We start from the raw sequence: 16676 nt of genomic DNA on the forward strand, positions 1-16676 counted from the left end.
GCACCATGGGTCGCCGCATCATCGGAGGGTGGGGCGGTAGACAAGCTCCTGGGTGTGGCCGTCGAGGGTCCGGCTCTCGAGCAACTCCAGGTCGAAGTCGTCCGCTCCGTGCAGAACGGGGCTGGTTCCGCTTCGTCCGGATATGACGGGGAAGATGGTCACCTGGAGTCGGTCGACCAGTCCGGCGGCCATCAACGCCCGGTTCAGCGACAGGCTGGCCTGCGAGCGTAGCGGCACGTCCGACGTCTGCTTGAGCTGGGCGACGATGTTCACGGCATCGCCGCTGACGATGGTCGCGTCCGGCCAGCCGAGGGTGTCGTGCAACGTGGAGGAGATCACGGTGGCGGGCATGCGCATCAGCCGGACGTTCCACTCGTCCGACGAGTGGGGATCGAGGCCCGAGGTCATGATCTGTGCGACCTCGCGGAAGGTGGTGGCACCGTAGACCATCCGTTGTGGCGCGCTGAAGAGGGCAGCGCGGTGCTCGAGCAACTCGGGGCCCTGCTTGCCCCAGTAGCCGCCCCAGTCGATGCTCCGATCGTAGGAGCCGTAGCCGTCGACGGTGGAGAAGACATCCCAGGTATACGTGGCGGTCATGACAACATCCTCGTCTGTGTTGTGGAAGAACGGGCGTGGACGTCCCGCTCTCCGCGTCTGCTTACCCGCCTCGCGAGCGGGACCTCGCCGCGCGGTCCGCACGCCCACGAAACGGGATTCGGGCACCTGATGACGGGTAAGGACTCGTGTGGCTGACGACCGGCGGAACGGGCGCGCCGCCGGCGCGGCGTGGCGTGCGGCCGCCGAACACGGTGAGCGGGACGTCGTGAGCGCGCGGCGGCGCGGTCAGGCCGCCGGCCGGGTCCGCCTCCGTCAGACGGAGGTCATCCTGGTGATCTCGGTCCAGGCCGGTCTGGCGGCTGCCCTCGCCGCCGTTCTCGCCGACCACCTGCTCGGCCCGGGGGCGCACGTGTTCGCGCCGTCCGCGGCCGTCGGCACGATCGCGACGGCCATCGGGCAACGCGCGCGGCGTACCGTCGAGTTGCTGGCCGGCGTCGGGCTCGGGATCGCCATCGGCGACGGGTTGCGGTTCCTGCTCGGGTCGGGCCCGTGGCAGACCGGGGTGATGGTCGCTCTGGCGATCGCCGCGGCTCTGCTGCTCTCCGGCCGGGGTAGCGCCCTCGTCGGTCAGGCCGGCGGCACGGCGGTGCTGATCGCCACGCTCGCACCGATGGAGCGCGGGCTCGAGCTCCCACGGATCTTGGACGCCCTCGTCGGTGCGGTCGTGGGCATCGCCGTCGTCACCCTGCTGCTGCCGGTCAATCCGCTGCGCATCCTGGACAAGGCCACCAAGCCGATCTTCGACTCGTTGTCCGGTCAGCTGAACCGGGTTGCGCGCGCGCTGGTCGACCGGGACGCCGAAGCCGCCGTACGGGTGCTCGAGGAACTCCGCAACCTCGACGACGACCTCGGTCGGATGCACGAGGCGCTGGCCGGCGCCGACGAGGTGGTCACGCTCGCACCGGTGCGTTGGCGCCGCCGGCAGCAGTTTCACCGGTACGCGGACATCGCCCAGCACCTGGAGCGCCTGGTCGTTGACGCGCGTGGCATGTCCCGCTGGGCAGCGAACGCGCTGCAGTATCGCGAGCTGATGCCCCCGTCGTTGCCCCGGGGGATCGCCCGCCTCGCCGATGCCATCGACCAGCTACGGCGGGAGAGTCACCGCGGAAGCGGCCACGCGCACAGCCGGGACATGGCCCGACAGGCGGTCGAGTTGGCCGCGGCGGCCCGGAGCGGCGGCCTGCGCACGTACGGCGACGGCCTCGTCGCCGACCTGCGGACGGCCGCCAGCGACGTCCTTCGGGCGACCGGTTGTCCACCGCCCGAGGCGAACCGGATCGTCCGCGCGGCGGCCGACGCCGGGACGACGGCTACCTGACCTCTCGACACGAACGACGGAGCGGGGAGGATGTGGTGGGGCGCCACCGGCGCGCTTCCGGGGCGGGCCGCACCACGCCGGCTCACCATCGCAGCGGCACGCGACCCGCGGCGATGAGGCCGAGTCGGCGGGCTGCGCTCATTAGCTGTGCGATCCTGCGGCCGTCGCCCGTCGGGGGTAGGCTCCCGGCCGGCACACCATAGGCCGCGATCACGCCCGAGACCAGGGCCGTCGTGGTCCAGCCGACCGGCACCTCGATCAGGCCGCCGGCGAAGGGCAGTCCCGTCGGGTCGTGCAGCGCGAGGCCCATGGCGTGCCGGCGCGCGTACCATCCGGGTGCCGGCGGTGGCGACGCCGCGTGCCCCCACCGGGCGAGCCCGAGCACGATCGCGGCCTCGACCTGCGCCTCGTGCACGTGTCCGTTCAGGGCCTCGGTCATCGCCGGGCGCCCCGGCGCGAACCACACCACGGCCGGCGACCGATCGACCGCTTCGGACCGGTGCGGTAAGAGGAGCACCCGGACCGCGCCCGGTTCAGGGGTCCGCCGTCGAGCGGTCTCAGCCTCCGCGAGCATCCACGCGTCACTCACGTGGTCCCGCTGACGCGCCCGGGGAGCTGCGGTCGGATCGCTCGCGTCGTACACCACGTGACGTAACGTACCGAACACCCGCGGGGATGTCCGAGTTCGATGGAACATCGTCGGGCCCGAACCTCGGGCGCCGCACCGTCCTGCCATCGTGACGAATCCAGAATGTCTCCGCGGTGCCCGCGCTCCGGTGCGGTGCCGTGCCCTGCGCGCGGATCGCCAGGGCGGACACGGCCGGACGAGCCGCCCTCTGTCGTTTTCCGCAGATTGCGTACTGTGACATTCCCATAGGGGTACCGGCCTGCGGTTTACTCCCGATGCTCAAGCCGGGGCACCGGCCCGTCCGATTCGCCGGTCAGCGCTTTCCGTCAGTCCGTCCCGTTGGCAGGAGTTACCGTCTCGGATGCGGGGCACACCCTTCCAGGAGAGACCACGGATGTGAACATGCCGCATCGGGAGTCTGACGCGACACAGCAACTCAGAATCGACTTCTTCGTCGGTGATCGGCTGATGCGCCGCCTGCGCCGAACCGCGGCGCCGATGTCTGCGGGGTGGCGGCATCTTCCGGTCGTGCCCGACTGGTACTGCGGCGACTGCGCCCAACCCTGGCCGTGCCGAGCCGGTCGCGATCGCCTGAGGGACGAGCACCGCCGTGCGCCCGGAGCCGTCTTCCAGTACCTCGGCGCCTGCTACGCGCGGGCCCTGACCGATCTACCCGCGGAACCGACCCGATACCTGCACGCACGGTTTCTGGGCTGGATACCGCGTCGTCGGACGCCCAATTCCGTTCCCGATCGGAGGTACGGACGAGACGTGCCGTCGAACTGAGCCCAGCGCGAGCACGAGGGGACCGGCAGGAGGAGGCTTGAGGTGAGCAGCCGCGGTGCCTGTCCTCGCCGCAGGCGGCGGCCGACGCGGCGGAGCAGGCGACACGGTCAGGCCTCATCCTCCGTCGCTTTCGCAGGCCAGGTCAGGTGGAGCAGGGCGGTGTCGTCGTTGTGTCGGCCGTCGTCGCCGCGCCTGATCTCGGTGAGGAGAGCGGTGAGGAAGTCGCCGGGATCGGTGGTGACGCTCAAGCTGCCGGCGAGGTTGACGAATCGTTGCTCGCCGAGCCGGGTCCCGTCCTCGGCGAACCCTTCGTAGGCTCCGTCGGTGTAGAGCAGCAGTCCCGCGTCTTTCGGAAGAGTGACGACGGACTCCTGCCAGCGGCCCCGTCCAGGGAACATGCCCAACCCGAGGTGGTGACGGATCGGCGCGGGGTAGGCGCCGTCGGGTGTGATCACCAGGGGTGCGGGATGGCCGGCGCTGACGACGACCACGGTCGAGCGGTCCGGGGTGACGCGGATGGTGCAGGCGGTGGCGAACATCGCCTCGCGTGGTCGTTCGGCCACCAGCACCTGTTCCAGCAGCCGCATCCGGGAGGTCTTGTCCACTCCGGCCAGGGTCAGGGTGCGCCATCCGACGCGGAGGCCGACGCCGATCGCGGCCTCGTCCGGGCCGTTGCCGCAGACGTCACCGATGACGGCGTGGATCGTGTGGTCCCTGTCCTGCACCAGGTCGAAGAAGTCACCGCCGAGCAGCGATCGTCCTCGCCCCGGTACATATCTGCTGGTGACCGCCAACGTGGGATCGGTGATCAACGGCGTAGGGAGCAGGCCCCGCTGCAGCCGGAGGTTCTCGCTGGCCTGCATGCGGCTGTCCCGCAACTGCCGCTGCGTGACGACCACCCGGCGGCGCTGAACGGCGTACTCGACGGTGCGCCCGAGAAGCGTCCCGTCGATCTGGCCCTTGATCAGGTAGTCCTGGGCGCCGGCGGCGACGGCCGCCGTGGCCGTGGCGGCGTCGGCCAGGCCGGTGAGCACCACCACGGCCGCGTCCGGCCATCGGTGCAGCACCTGCCTGAGCGCCGCCAACCCGCGGCTGTCGGGCAGGTGCAGGTCAAGCAGTACACAGTCCGGCGTCGAGGTGGTAGCTGCGGCCTCGGTCAGGCTGCTGGCCTGCGCGAACCGGGTGCCCAGGCCACTGTCCGCCAGCAGTTCCCGGGTGAGCAGCGCATCGCCGGGATCATCCTCGATGAGCAGGACCGCGAGATCTACCGCTGCGGACGATGACGCCGGACGCCCGACCGTCGACGGTGCGGCGGTGGACGGCGCCACCGGCCGGTCGGCGTCACTGAGCACGGCAGATCCCCTTCTCCCCGGCTGCGACATGGATGCTGACGTCAGCGCGATGCGTGATCCGCTCGTCCGGTGGATCCCAGCCATTATCACCTTCGCTCACGCCGTCGGATACGCCGCCGGCGTCGATGTGGCCGCGCCGCCCGACGACGTACGCCCGGCGCCGGTCGAAGGTCGGTCCGGGAACGAAACGAAGGGAAAGTCAGACGCCCGACGCGGACTCGCAGTCGAGGTCGATGATTGCCGACGGGACTGGCGGGGCATCAGGAAGGTAGATCCGATCGGGTTCGAGTGGCAGCGATCCCCGTGCTCGATCGCGAGGAAGAGAGGTCCCCTGCCGCTTCGGGCGGCAGGGGCTCTCCTTCGCGGCGGATGATCCTCACGGTCGAAGCCCCGGCAGCCGCGTTGCGTGGTAGCCGCGTTGCGTGGTAGCGGCGCCGAAGTGACAGGCGCGAGGTACGTCTACGCGTCGTGAGTCAGCCCTCACCGATTCGCTGTCTGCACCCCGTCGCCGTGGTCAGGGTCGGTCGTGCTCGTCATCGTCCAGTGAAGCGGTGTACGTGCGGGCGTAGTAGTCCCCGACACGCTGACGGAACCCTGCGGTGTCGAAGTCCGCCTCGTGGTACCGAGGGGAGTTCTTGATCTGCTCCTTGGTGCGGTCGACGAACAGGGTGCGTGCGTCGTGGTCGGCGTAAGCGACGGTGCCCGCGGGCAGAAGCACTTTGCGACCGAAGATCCACGGACCGGTGTCCACGACGAGCAGGGCGTCGCCGACGTCGTAGCTGGCCCGGTCGACCGAGCCGATCTGTCCGTCGGTGGCCTCCACCCAGTAGCCCACCATGTCGGCGTGCGGGCTGCCGGCCGAGCGGCCCGCGTCCGGATCCTCGGTGCCGCGGGCAGCGTCGAGAAAGCTCTCGCGCCAGGTCCAGGGGGTGAACGGCTGCACAGCGACCTCCGGTCCGGACGAGCGTCGTTCCTGCTCCTATAAAGTACCCAGGGTCAGGTGGGCTGAATCCGTCATGGGGGCGTCGCGTAGCACCCCCTGCCCGGCCGAGGAGATCAGGCGGGCCGGTCGAGGGGGATTTTCGCCCACACCACTTTGCCGGGCCGGCCGTCGTCGATGGTGTGCGCGCCCCACTCGCGCGCCATGGCCTCCACGATCAGTAGGCCCCGCCCGCCGATCCGATGCGGGTCCGGCGCGAGACGTCGGGGTTGCCGGGTGGAGTTGTCGAACACCTCGACGAGGATCGCGTCCGCCTGGCGCGTCAGCTCCAGCTTTCCGCCGTCGTCGGTGTGCCTGATGACGTTGTGCATCAGTTCCGTGATGACGGCGAGCGCGTCGTCGGCGACATGCGCGGCGTCCCAGTCGGCAAGGATTTTCCGGGCAGCCTGGCGGACCGGCGCGCTGTCAGCGCTGCCTCCGAAGGGCATCCGCACCGAGTCCATACCGAACACCTACCCTGCTCCACCGCATCCGTACCGTAGTCGATCATTCTGGCGTCGGCGAACCGGGCACTGCCCGCGTCCCGACCGCGCCGTCACCGCACGTTCGGGCGACCCCGGCGTGGATCGAGCAGTCCATGCCGCCTGACCCGGATCAGGTGAGCGCCGCTTCTCAGCCATCGAGCAGGGGAGTGTCTAGGCTGGTCGACGACGTCGCCGGCCGACGATCCGGTCCGAACGGGCCGCTCCTGTTACCGGATCGTCTCGGCGGGGTACCGGCGAGGACTTGTCGCGTCCTGTCCGCGCGAAGGAGGGCAGAGTGGCGAGGAACGGATCAGCGGCCCACAGCGTGACCGCTGGCAGTGGTCAGGTGCCGCAGCGGCTGCGGCAGATGCGCGCGGCGGCGTGGCGCGGAGTGTTCCGGCGCGCGGCGCAGGGGTTCATGAAGAACAGTTGTACGGACCTGGCGGCAGGTCTGACCTATTACGCGGTGCTGGCGGTCTTTCCGTCCGCGATCGTCGTCGTCGCCCTGGTCAATCTTGTCTCCGAGGGTGACCGCACCGTCGACACGATCGTCGACCTGCTCCGCGACCTGGGGGCCGGGGCGGTGGTGGACCAGCAGTTGCGCGACCTGATCCAGGAGGTGGTGTCGAGTCAGGGTGGCGCGGGGGCGCTGTTGAGTTTCGGGTTGCTGGGTGCGCTGTGGTCGGCGTCGGGCTACGTCGGCGGTTACACCCGGGCGTCCAACGTGATCCACGGGGTGCGGGAGGGGCGGCCCTTCTGGAAGTTGCGTCCGCTGCAGCTGCTCATCACCGCGGTGTCGCTGCTGCTCATGGCCGTCGTCGTGGTGATCCTCATCGTGAGCGGTCCGGTCACCCGAGCCGTCGGCGACGCCTTGGACATCGGCGAGACCGCCCGCACTCTGTGGTCCGTGCTCAAGTGGCCTGCCCTGGTGTTGATCGCCATGGTGATGCTGGCGATGTTGGGGTGGCTCGCGCCGAACGTGCAGCCGCCGCGGTTCCGGTGGCTGACCGTGGGCGGCTTCGTCACCCTGCTCGCGGTGGCGATCGTGTCCTTCGGTTTCGGCTTGTACGTGGCCAACTTCGGCTCCTATGACAAGACCTACGGCACGCTCGGCGGGGTGATCGCGTTCCTGGGCTGGCTCTACCTCGTCAACGGTGCCGTCCTGTTCGGTGTCGAGATCAACGCCGAGGTGCAGCGTGGCAGGGCGCTGCAGGCCGGTCAGCCCGCCGACGATCCCGTCCTGCCTCCACGGACCGCAGCCGACGGCAACCGCTCCGACGAGGTGACGACGCATGCGGCGCGACCGGGTGAGCGGCCACCCTCGCCGCAGCGAGACGCCGCCGACGACGGCGCTCGTCCCCGCTCGGGGGCAGCTATCCTGGCGTTTGCGCCGCGACTGCTGGGGGCATCACGGGAGCAGCCAGACGAGGAGGCCCCGGTGTCGCCAGACGCAACCACCCGTGCACAGGAGTCGCCCTCCGGTACGCCGGAGGCGATGTCGACGTCGGAACTGGTCACCCGGGCCGCCGAGCAGGTGAGCACGCTGATGCGTGACGAGCTGGCGCTGGCCAGGGCGGAGATGGTCGCGAAGGGCCGGCGGGCCGGAGCCGGTGGCGGACTGTTCGGCGGCGCCGCGGTCCTGAGCCTGTACGGGTTGGGACTGCTGCTGGCGCTCGCGGTGGTGCTGCTGGACCTGGTCTGGCCGCTGTGGCTTGCGGTCCTGGTCGTCCTGGTGCTCGTGTTCGCCGTGGCCGCGGTGATGGCGCTGCTCGGCCGTCGGCAGTTGCGCGCGGCGACGCCGCTGGTGCCGCAGGAGGCGGTTTCCGGGGTCACGGCGGACGTGGACGCGGTGAAGACCGCGGTTCGGGAGGGACGATCGTCATGAGTGAGAGCACACCGACGGACCCGCAGCAGTTGCGGGCAGAGATCGCGCAGACGCGCGCCGCTCTCGGTGACACCGTGGAGGCGCTGGCGGCGAAGACCGACGTCAAGGCCCGCGCCAAGGCCGGCGTCGAGGACGCCGCCGCGCGGGCTCGGGAGAAGGTCACGACGGCGGCAGGTCGCATCGAGGGGGCAGCCGGGGCGGTGCCGCTGGCGGTGGTCGGCGCGGCGGCGGTGCTGGCGGTGCTGGTGGCCCTTCTGGTCCGGCGGCGGCGGGCGTGAGTCACGTCGCGGCGAAGGTCGCGTACCGACCGGTCGGCCTCCTGCTCGGCGTCGGGGCGGGACTGGTGTCGGGGCTGGTGTTCAAGCAGGTGTGGAAGCTCATCGAGGGCGAACAGGACGCACCACACGCCACCGACCAAGACCGTGGGTGGGGCGAGATCGTCATCGCCGCCGCGATCCAGGGCGCCATCTTCGCGGCGGTGAAGGCCACCGTCGACCGGGCTGGTGCCGTCGCCGTACACCGGGCTACCGGATACTGGCCAGGCTGACACGGACATCCGGGTCGCCGCATCGACGTGCGGCAACGGCAGACGACTTCGCGCCTGCGAGAGCAGCACCATCTTCGGCCAAGGGTCAGAGAGGAACACGATGAAGGTCACGAGGTTCGCCGCCGGCCTGGCGGTCGGCTACGTGCTCGGCGCCCGCGCCGGCCGCGCCAAGTACGAACAGATCACCGGGCAGGCGCGGGCCCTGCGCGCGAACCCGACGGCCGCCCAGGCCGGGGCTGCCATCGTCGAGCTGCTCTCCAAGCCCAAGGCCACCCCTACGCTGCCGACGCCCGAGTAGCGTGTCCGCGCCTCGGCCAGCCGCTGACACCGGCAGGCAGGCCCGCAGGCCCGGTGGTGACGTGCTGAACCGCCACGTCACACCGCTCGGTCGTCGGTGACGGTCGCCAGCGACAGGTCATGTGCGGCTGCCTCGATCCAGTCCAGAAGCACCTCGATCCACTGGTCCACCTCCGCGACCCGTCGAGCCAGGTCGGCGAGACGCAGCGCCTGCTGCTCCATGACAGCTTCGAAGGTCATGCGACGACCTCGTTCTGGAGGATGGCCCTCGCTTCTCGGCTCTGTGCGGCCATGTCAGTGCCACACCGCCCGTCCGGCCGGCGTGGCCGAGCAGTGGCGGGTGAACCTGCTGAGGAGCGCCGGCGGTGCGGACGATGTCGCGATCACCGTACACGTGTTCGGGAACCGACGAACGCAGCGCCTCCGGCCGGAGGGATGCTGGTCCCACCTCGAACCGGGCTCCGCTCGACCTGCGGGATGGCGCTGTGGCGCGTCACGTGACCGTCCCCGTTGCGGGGAGGTCGTACGTCGCGGCCGTGACGCTGGTCAGGTCGACGCCGGCTGTGTGGCTGGCGTATCTGAGCAGGTAGGCGCGGGCCTGCTCGAAGGTGACGGAGGTGCGGGCGATGATGTGGTAACCGTAGGCATCCTCGAGTGCGACGAGGTTGCGGGCGGCTTCCGCAGCGGGTAGAGCGAGAGTGAAGGCGCCCTGGTCGCTGCCGGCGTCGAGGAGATCCTCGTACAGTTGGGCCTGCCGGTCGTAGAGACTGCGGCGTAGGGCGGCGTGGTCGGGGCGGCGGCGCGCGCGTGGGGAGAACTCGTAGAGCAGGCAGCACAGTTCGTCGTCGGCACCATGGGGCAGGCCGGCGTCAATCGCGGCCGCCAGCTTCCTGGCGTGGTCGATGTGTTGCTCCACCGCGTGCGCCCGTTGGCGGTGGAACCGGTCGGCGGCGTCTTCGAAGACCTGCTGGAACAGGTCGTCGAGGTGCCGGTAGTAGTAGGTGACGGTGCCGGGAGACATGCCCGCCGCATCGGCGATGTCCCGGATCCGCACGCGGGCCAGGCCGTGCTTGACGATCGCGTGGCGAGCCGCCGCGGTGACGTGGGCGCGCTGGTGGTCCTGATCCTTGGGGCGGGCCATCTGTCTCTCCGGTGACGGTGGGCTGCCGGGCCGCCTGCCCACGCTACCAACGCTGTCGCCGCTGTGCCGTGCGCGTACCGGGGTGGCGTTGACGCGGAGCACGGCTTCGTGGTGGTCCGGAGGTGGTCGGCCGGCCGGTTGCGACACCGCCGGCACCGGCTGACGGCCGATGGGGCCGCCGAGGGGTCTGGGCCCTGGTGAGGGCCGGCCGGTGGTCTACCGCGCTCGCCGGCCGGCCCTACGTCGGATCAGTAGCCGTTGGGCGTCAGCACGTCCACGAAGATCGGATCGGGTTCGGTGCCGCCGAGGGTGATGGTGTCGTACTTGACGTAGCCGTAGTAGGCGTTGGCGTCGATGGCGCGGTTGTCGCCGACGTACACCCCGGTGTGGTCCAGGTCGCCTCCGTAACGGATCCCGTCGTTCGGGTCCGTGTCCCAGAAGATCAGGTCCCCAGGCCTGGGGTTGTTGGTGCGCCGCCCCTGATTGATCTGCCCCTGCAGCCAGTAGTTTAGCTGTAGCCCCCGACCGGTGGCGGCCTTCGTGCCGTCCCAGATGGCGTGGCGGTTGAGGCACTCGCAGTCAACCCTGGCGGTCCCGCACGTCCACCCGTACGCCAGCTTGTAGGGCGTGCCCAGGTATGCCTTGGCGGCGTTCACCACGCTCGTTCGCACGCCGGCCGCCTGAGCCGGACCAGTGGTCACCTGCACCGTGCCGACGGTCATCAGAACGATGACCGAGGCCACCGCCCCGCCTCGACGAACCGCGCCACGCACTCTGCGTCGAAGATCCATTCCCATTCCCACTCCTCACCGTCCCGGCGCCGAGGAGGTCCAGCGCCCGAATTCTTCGTTCGGGACAGCAAAGAATAGACGGGTCTCGCTGTCAAGGGGGCGAGGTCGACTGCTCGCCGGGCCACGCCCCCGCGGCGTCCATCTCGGCAGCGGGCTCACCAGATGGTCTAGACATCCTCCAACCGGATGTAACCCGTGCGTCCTACCGCCTCGATCGTCCAGCAGTGGCCGAAGGCTCGGACCCGCTCCGCGGTCATCCGGCCGAACTCCTCCGGTATGTCCGGATCGAGGGTCAGCCTGCCGTCGACCGGGTGGAGATCGAGCATCGCCCGCAGCAGGGCCAGCGGTGCTCCGCTCGCCCACGCCTGTGGGCTGCAAGCGGTGGGATAGGGCACGGCGAACAGCATCAGCTCCCGTGCGTAGCCGCTGAGCGCCTCCGGCAGCCGATGGCCGAACTGCTCGGCCGCCTCGAACATGGCGAGACTGATCCGGTTGACCTCGTTCCGGAAGCCGTACCGGGCCATACCGAGCGCGGCGATCGAGTTGTCGTGCGGCCAGACGGTGCCCAGGTGGTAGCCCAGCGCGTTGTAGCGGCGCTCCTCCCGCGACAGGGTGCGGATGCCCCAACCGGAGAACATGTCGGGCGACATCAGCTGCCGCACCACCTGCTCGGCCCGATCCGCCGGAACGATGCCGCTCCACAGCAGGTGACCCATGTTCGAGGTCTTCGAGTTGATCCGATTCTTGTCCCCGTCGAGACCCACCGCGTAGTAGCCGCCGCGTTCCTCGATCCAGAAGTCGCGGTTGAACCGTTCGAACAGCGCGGCGGCATCCGCGCGTAGCCGCACGGCGAGGGCCGGATCCCCCAGCGGTCCGTCCGCCAGCTCCGCCAGCCGCATCTTGGCGTCGTACGTGTAGCCCTGCAGGTCGCATGTGGCGATCGGCAGAAACGGAATCTTGCCGTCGGAGAAGCACACGCCGTCTGGTGAGTCCCGCCAGCACTGGTTTCCCAGTCCCTCCGGGGAGCGGGTGCCGTACTCGACGTACCCGTCGCCGTCGCGGTCGCCGTACGTGTCGATCCACCGCAGCGCGGCCAGCGCGTTGTCGCGTAGGTGCCGCACTGTGTCGTCGTCGCGGGTCCACCGCCAGTACTCGGAGAGCAGGATCAACCACAACTGGGTGGCGTCCGCCGTGCCGTAGTTCGGATTGTACGGTTTTACGCCGGTTCGCGTCAGCTCGCCGCTGCGAAACTCGTGCAGGATCTTGCCCGGCTCCTCGTCGGTGAAGTCGTCGCAACGGGTGCCCTGCAGCCGGGCGAGAGCCAGCAGCGCGCCGCGCGCGAGCGCCGGCCCGGCCACCAGTGTCTGGTAGGCGGTGATCAGCGTGTCGCGGCCGAAGACCGTGAGGAACCAGGGCAGCCCGGCGCCGGGAAGCATGATCTGCTGACCCTTGATCTCCATGTCCAACCGCAGCGCCCCGAGATCCTCCCGCGACCGGCCGAGCACCCGTTCGAGCATCGGGTTGTCGCTGCGTACCCGCGCCCGGTCGTCCACCCACCGACGCAGCGGATCGTCGACCCGGCCGTGAATCACCTCGGCGATGTCGCCGCGAACCGGCTCGACCACACCGAGACCGGGCGGCAGCGGCACGTGGAGGTCGAGCTGCCAGATCTGGCGAGGCGCCAGATCGAGCTGCCAGATCAGGTCGTTGCCCTCGACCCGGTCGGGCGGGATCGACGTCCGCACCGCCGTCTCGGCGGTGAAGTCACCGTTGGCGTACGCGAACACCAACGCAGCTCCGCTCGCGTTGCGCCGGCGATCGATCCGGGCTGAACGGTCCCGCACTCCGGACTTGACCTCGAACAGGTCGGCGAAGTCGGCTTCCACCGACAGCCGTACCTCGATCCCGACCGGCTCGGTACGGAACGAGACCAACTCGATCCGCTCCCGGAAGCCGTCGCCGATGTAGCGTAGGCGGCGCACTCCGAGACTGTCCGTGGGTAGACCGGGCAGATGGGAATTGGTCAGGACGAACTGCGCCGAGTAGTGCTGCAGCGTCTGCGAACGCAGCACCAGCAGGCGCCCGCCGTTGACGGTCAGCAGCCACCCGCTGAGCAACCGCGTGTCGAGGTGTACCAGGCCGCCGATGGTGCCGGGCGGCACGTCCCCGACCGAGTCGGAGTACATGAACGTCGGCCCGCTGAGCACGGCGATGGAGTCGGGGCCCAGTTCGGGCGGCATGGCCCGTTGGTCACCGCTCTCCCGCGCGGCACGTACACCGGGTGTGGGATCGGCGGGTGTCGGACGCGCGGCAGCTGCCATATCCCTGACCGTAGAGCGACGCCCACCCGGCCACATCACCCGTTTCGGATGATTCCGGCCCGGGTGGATCATCCATGTCGGGGGCGGGCAGGATGGGCCAGGCGGCATGGTGACCGGCAACCGCACGAGATCGGGTCAGCCAGCGCTGTGGGCGTTCCGGGGCCAGCCGGCGATCGGCAAGCGATCCCGACCGCCCCCCGCGGCGACGTCGACCGGTCGAGACGTCGGGAGCGCCGAATGGGGTCCGTGCGGATCAGTGGACCCGTAGGAGAAGCTTGCCCAGATAGGGCGCCTGCAGGCGGCGGTGCGCCTGGGCCGCCTCGGCGAGGGGAAAGGTCTCGGCGACGTGGATCTCGAACGGTCCCGACTCGATCAGATGGTTGAGCCGGCGCAGCTGGTCGGGCCCGGTGATGCCGTCGTAGGCACGCGCGCCGCGCCCCGCCGGGGCGGTGGGCTCCGGCTGCACCCCGTGCGGGTAGGCGAGCGTGCCGTCGGGTTTCAGCAGGTCACCCAGGCGCGCCAACATTGGACCATTGGCCATCGCCAACAGCCCGTCGACACCGCCGGGCACGGCCTCACCCGCCCGTGTCGGCGTGGCGGCGTCGTGCCCGTCGAGGACGACATCGGCGCCGAGCCGGGACACCAGGCGAACGCCTTCGTCGCCGGAGGCGATCGCCACGACCCGCAGCCCGAGCCTCTTGGCCAGCTGAACCGCCAGATGTCCCTGACCACCGCTGGCGCCGAAGACGAGCACCGTGGCCCCGGCCGGTAGGTCTAATGCATCCAGTCCGGCCAACGCGGTCAGCGCGTCCGTCGGCATCGCCCCCACGTGCTCGATCGGCACGTTCTCGGGCACCCGCGTCACGTATTCGGCCTTCACCGCGGCGTATTCGGCGTAAAAGCCACCCTTGGGCCGGGAGAACGCGTACGCGTAGACGGCGTCGCCCACCGAGAGGTCGTCGACGGTGGCGCCGACGGCGGTGACCGAGCCGGCCGCGTCGGAGCCCGGAACGATGGGGAAGGTGGCGCCCTCGGGCACCAGTTGGCCCTGGCGTTCCATGACGTCCCACACCCCGACTCCGGCGGTCCATACCTTGAGCAGGATCTCGTCGTCGGCGATCTGCGGAATCGGCAGTGTACGGGCCGTGAGCACCTCGGGCCCGCCGAACTCGTCGAACGCCACCGCCCGCATCGACCTCAACTGCTCATCACGGCTCATCACTCGTCCTTCCATCTGCTCGCCGGAGCATAAAGCCGGGTCGACCGTCAGGACCGGAGAATTAGCAATCACGGTGGCCGGCGTCGGACCGGCCGCGGATCGCTTGCGTCGTGGCGCGGACGGGCGGAAGTGACCCGTGGGTGCTGTCAGGCAGGTGCGGAGCCGGTCGCCTCGTGGTGCATGACGTGTCCGGTGGCAGGGAAGGCCTCGTTGCCGGCGAGTCGTCCGGTTCGGGTCTGCGTCACGGTGAAGCCCTCACTCTCGTACAGCGCGAGGGCGGCCGGGTTGCCGTCGAGCACGGTGACCTCCACCCGCGGGCCGGCGGCACTCAACGCATGCCGCAGCAGCGCTCTCCCGACGCCTCGCCGGTAGCGGTGCGGATCGACGTACAGCCAGGTGATCTCGTCCTCGCCGAGTGCGACGAAGCCGGCCACGCTTGCGTCGATCTCGGCCACCCACACGCAGCCGTCGAAGAGCCCTTCGGCGTCCGCGGTCTGCGCGAGCGTGCGGAACGCGTCGACGCCGGCGGAGCCGCGCAACTCGTCGAGCCGGGCGGCGTCGTGGATCCGCGCGATCGCCGGCCAGTCACTGTCGCAGTAGGGCCGGATGACAATGGCAGACATCGCGCGATGATGGCAGGTGGTGTGGGGCTTGCCCAAGCCGATTCTCGGCGGCGGGGCGGGCCGGCGCCGGGGCGCCGGGGTTTCGAAAATCGTCGACACACCGGCCGCGGGCTGCGTAGCGTCGCCTCGAATGAGGGAGGTCGATATGCTGTGTGCCGTCACCCGCCGATCCCTGCTGGCCGCCGGCGCGACAGGACTGCTGTCCACGGTTGCCGGGGCGTCGCCGGCGCTGGCCGGACCGGTCGGGCCGATCCCGCCGTCACTGGTGACCAGGTACGGTCTGGACACCCGGTGGTACGGCAAGTACGTCGACGCGTGGGGGCTGCCGGTCTTCGGTCCGCGCCACGTGCAGGACGCGACCCTGGTGCGGATGCGGGACCAGCTCCGGACCTTGCTGTGGACCTACCCCTACTGGCCCGTGCCCGAGTTGGGCCGGCGCAACGTGCGCCTCGTGGTCGTCGCGCGAGGTGAGCGCATGAGTTCGATCCCCGAGGTGTACCAGCGGTTCGGTGAGACCTTGGACGCTCGGTACTGGGCGGGATTCGGCGCCACCGACTCCTTCCCGCTGTCGGTCTGCACCGAGAGCAACGTGCTCGACAACCAGGGGCGGGAGAACGTGTTCGTGCACGAGTTCTCGCACACTCTGCATCTGATGGCCCTGCAACACATCGACCCCGCTCTGTCTGCCGAGTTGGCCGGTGCGTGGAGCAGCGCCCGCGCCCGCGGCCTGTGGAGGAACACGTACGCGGCAGCGAACATCCAGGAGTACTTCGCCGAGGGTGTCCAGAGCTACTTCGGAGTGAACTACCCCGGACCGGCGGGCGGCGACGGTGTGCACAACGACATCAGCACGCGGACGGCGTTGCAGGCCTACGATCGAGCCCTGTTCGGCCTCCTCGACCGCATCTACCGAGGTGCGGTGCTGCCGTGACGACGATCACCACCGTCCACGTCGCCGCAGTTGACGAGTGGCTGCGACACCGACCTCAGTGGGCCGAGGCGACCAGGAGACCGCCCCGCCGCGAGCGACCGGAGGCGGTGGCCGGCGGCGGGACCGGGCTGGCCGATCGGTGCGGAGGTGTGGGAGCCCGCGCGACACGGGGCTCGAGTCGGTCCGAACTGGCGCCGGTCAGGCGAAGTCGGCCGCCGTCATCCCGGCTGGATGGTCGGGTGGCCACTGCACGAGCTCGATCCGGTAGCCGTCGGGGTCGGTGAGCCACGATGTCCGCATCCCTGGCCCTGGTTCTGTCGGCGGCTCGGCGGCAACGCCCCTCGTTGCCAGGTCGGCGAGCGTAGCGGTGAGGTCATCCACCTGGATGACGAGGTGGTTGACGGCGCCGATGTCGTTGACCGGCCTCGCGGGATCGTGCACAAGCTCCAGGCTGACAAACGGGTCGTCGGGGAGTTGAAGCATGGTCAGGCTACCGAACCCGGTCTCGGGGACATTGCCGATCCTGGCGTATCCGAGCGCGCTGTAGAAGGCGAGCGAGCGTTCGAGACTGGTTACTCGAAGACCGAGGTGTAACATCCGCATGCCCGGGAGACTATCGCCGTCTCCCGTCCGTGGTGGGCGATGTCCGACCACGCGACGCCAGTCGCGGCATGCTGCCCGAGGACGCAGGTGACGATCGGCCAGGTCCGCCAACAGCGCGATGAGCAGCACCGGCGCCTCCGGGTCGGCGCCCT

General features: G+C 70.1%; 18 protein-coding genes. 6 read left to right on the plus strand and 12 right to left on the minus strand.

The genetic code is table 11. The annotated features are described in order from the left end of the window. Positions 1–18: 18 nt before the first annotated feature. Complete coding sequence (locus GA0070622_RS14125) at positions 19–597, minus strand: dihydrofolate reductase family protein (protein ID WP_091573713.1); 579 nt, start codon at positions 595–597, stop codon at positions 19–21. A 148-nt stretch (positions 598–745) separates the two neighbouring features. On the opposite strand from GA0070622_RS14125, the gene GA0070622_RS14130 reads away from it, so the two are divergent. After that, positions 746–1936, plus strand: a complete 1191-nt coding sequence (locus tag GA0070622_RS14130) for an FUSC family protein (protein WP_176710477.1) — start codon at positions 746–748, stop codon at positions 1934–1936. Positions 1937–2018: 82 nt separating this feature from the next. On the opposite strand, the gene GA0070622_RS14135 is transcribed toward GA0070622_RS14130, so the two are convergent. The 4 genes from GA0070622_RS14135 to GA0070622_RS14150 form a co-directional block, all read right to left on the minus strand. Continuing rightward, positions 2019–2582, minus strand: coding sequence for a hypothetical protein (locus GA0070622_RS14135; RefSeq protein ID WP_141684569.1), 564 nt, complete (start codon positions 2580–2582; stop codon positions 2019–2021). Between the two features lie 875 nt (positions 2583–3457). Next, positions 3458–4702: a PP2C family protein-serine/threonine phosphatase gene (locus tag GA0070622_RS14140; RefSeq protein ID WP_176710478.1), complete on the minus strand. Its 1245-nt coding sequence runs from the start codon at positions 4700–4702 to the stop codon at positions 3458–3460. Positions 4703–5216: 514 nt separating this feature from the next. Continuing rightward, entirely contained in the window at positions 5217–5645 is a 429-nt protein-coding gene (locus GA0070622_RS14145; protein ID WP_091573716.1) for a hypothetical protein, read from the minus strand. 113 nt (positions 5646–5758) lie between these two features. Beyond that, complete coding sequence (locus GA0070622_RS14150; protein WP_141684571.1) at positions 5759–6145, minus strand: ATP-binding protein; 387 nt, start codon at positions 6143–6145, stop codon at positions 5759–5761. 346 nt (positions 6146–6491) lie between these two features. Here GA0070622_RS14150 and GA0070622_RS33705 point away from each other — a divergent pair, with 346 nt between their 5' ends. The 4 genes from GA0070622_RS33705 (at position 6492) to GA0070622_RS14170 (ending at position 8896) form a co-directional block, all read left to right on the plus strand. Beyond that, entirely contained in the window at positions 6492–8051 is a 1560-nt protein-coding gene (locus GA0070622_RS33705) for a YhjD/YihY/BrkB family envelope integrity protein (protein WP_141684572.1), read from the plus strand. Further along, complete coding sequence (locus GA0070622_RS14160) at positions 8048–8329, plus strand: DUF3618 domain-containing protein (protein ID WP_091573719.1); 282 nt, start codon at positions 8048–8050, stop codon at positions 8327–8329. Before GA0070622_RS33705 ends, GA0070622_RS14160 begins: the two co-directional genes overlap by 4 nt. Continuing rightward, on the plus strand, positions 8326–8598 hold the full coding sequence (locus GA0070622_RS14165) for a DUF4235 domain-containing protein (RefSeq protein WP_091573720.1): 273 nt from the start codon (positions 8326–8328) through the stop codon (positions 8596–8598). Before GA0070622_RS14160 ends, GA0070622_RS14165 begins: the two co-directional genes overlap by 4 nt. Before the next feature lie 100 nt (positions 8599–8698). Beyond that, positions 8699–8896 (plus strand): hypothetical protein, encoded by a 198-nt coding sequence (locus tag GA0070622_RS14170; RefSeq protein WP_091573721.1) that lies wholly within the window; start codon positions 8699–8701, stop codon positions 8894–8896. Positions 8897–8973: 77 nt separating this feature from the next. Here GA0070622_RS14170 and GA0070622_RS32560 read toward each other — a convergent pair whose 3' ends face one another. From GA0070622_RS32560 to GA0070622_RS14195, 6 genes are all read right to left on the minus strand, one after another. Then, a complete protein-coding gene (locus tag GA0070622_RS32560) occupies positions 8974–9135 on the minus strand; it encodes a hypothetical protein (RefSeq protein ID WP_176710479.1) in 162 nt (53 codons plus the stop codon). A 253-nt stretch (positions 9136–9388) separates the two neighbouring features. Then, the gene (locus GA0070622_RS14175; RefSeq protein ID WP_091573722.1) at positions 9389–10036 is read right to left on the minus strand and encodes a TetR/AcrR family transcriptional regulator; all 648 of its coding nucleotides are present in this window, start codon (positions 10034–10036) and stop codon (positions 9389–9391) included. A gap of 248 nt (positions 10037–10284) precedes the next feature. Continuing rightward, positions 10285–10758, minus strand: coding sequence for an NlpC/P60 family protein (locus tag GA0070622_RS14180; RefSeq protein ID WP_176710480.1), 474 nt, complete (start codon positions 10756–10758; stop codon positions 10285–10287). 236 nt (positions 10759–10994) lie between these two features. Then, a complete protein-coding gene (locus GA0070622_RS14185) occupies positions 10995–13067 on the minus strand; it encodes an amylo-alpha-1,6-glucosidase (protein ID WP_245666268.1) in 2073 nt (690 codons plus the stop codon). Between the two features lie 334 nt (positions 13068–13401). Continuing rightward, positions 13402–14367 (minus strand): NADP-dependent oxidoreductase, encoded by a 966-nt coding sequence (locus GA0070622_RS14190; protein ID WP_176710481.1) that lies wholly within the window; start codon positions 14365–14367, stop codon positions 13402–13404. 146 nt (positions 14368–14513) lie between these two features. Further along, positions 14514–14990, minus strand: coding sequence for a GNAT family N-acetyltransferase (locus GA0070622_RS14195; protein ID WP_091573726.1), 477 nt, complete (start codon positions 14988–14990; stop codon positions 14514–14516). Positions 14991–15138: 148 nt separating this feature from the next. Here GA0070622_RS14195 and GA0070622_RS14200 point away from each other — a divergent pair, with 148 nt between their 5' ends. Continuing rightward, positions 15139–15921, plus strand: coding sequence for a hypothetical protein (locus tag GA0070622_RS14200; protein WP_091577380.1), 783 nt, complete (start codon positions 15139–15141; stop codon positions 15919–15921). A gap of 198 nt (positions 15922–16119) precedes the next feature. On the opposite strand, the gene GA0070622_RS14205 is transcribed toward GA0070622_RS14200, so the two are convergent. After that, the gene (locus tag GA0070622_RS14205; protein WP_218060588.1) at positions 16120–16653 is read right to left on the minus strand and encodes a VOC family protein; all 534 of its coding nucleotides are present in this window, start codon (positions 16651–16653) and stop codon (positions 16120–16122) included. Positions 16654–16676 lie beyond the last annotated feature (23 nt).

This window comes from Micromonospora sediminicola (assembly GCF_900089585.1).
Taxonomy (GTDB): Bacteria; Actinomycetota; Actinomycetes; order Mycobacteriales; family Micromonosporaceae; genus Micromonospora; species Micromonospora sediminicola.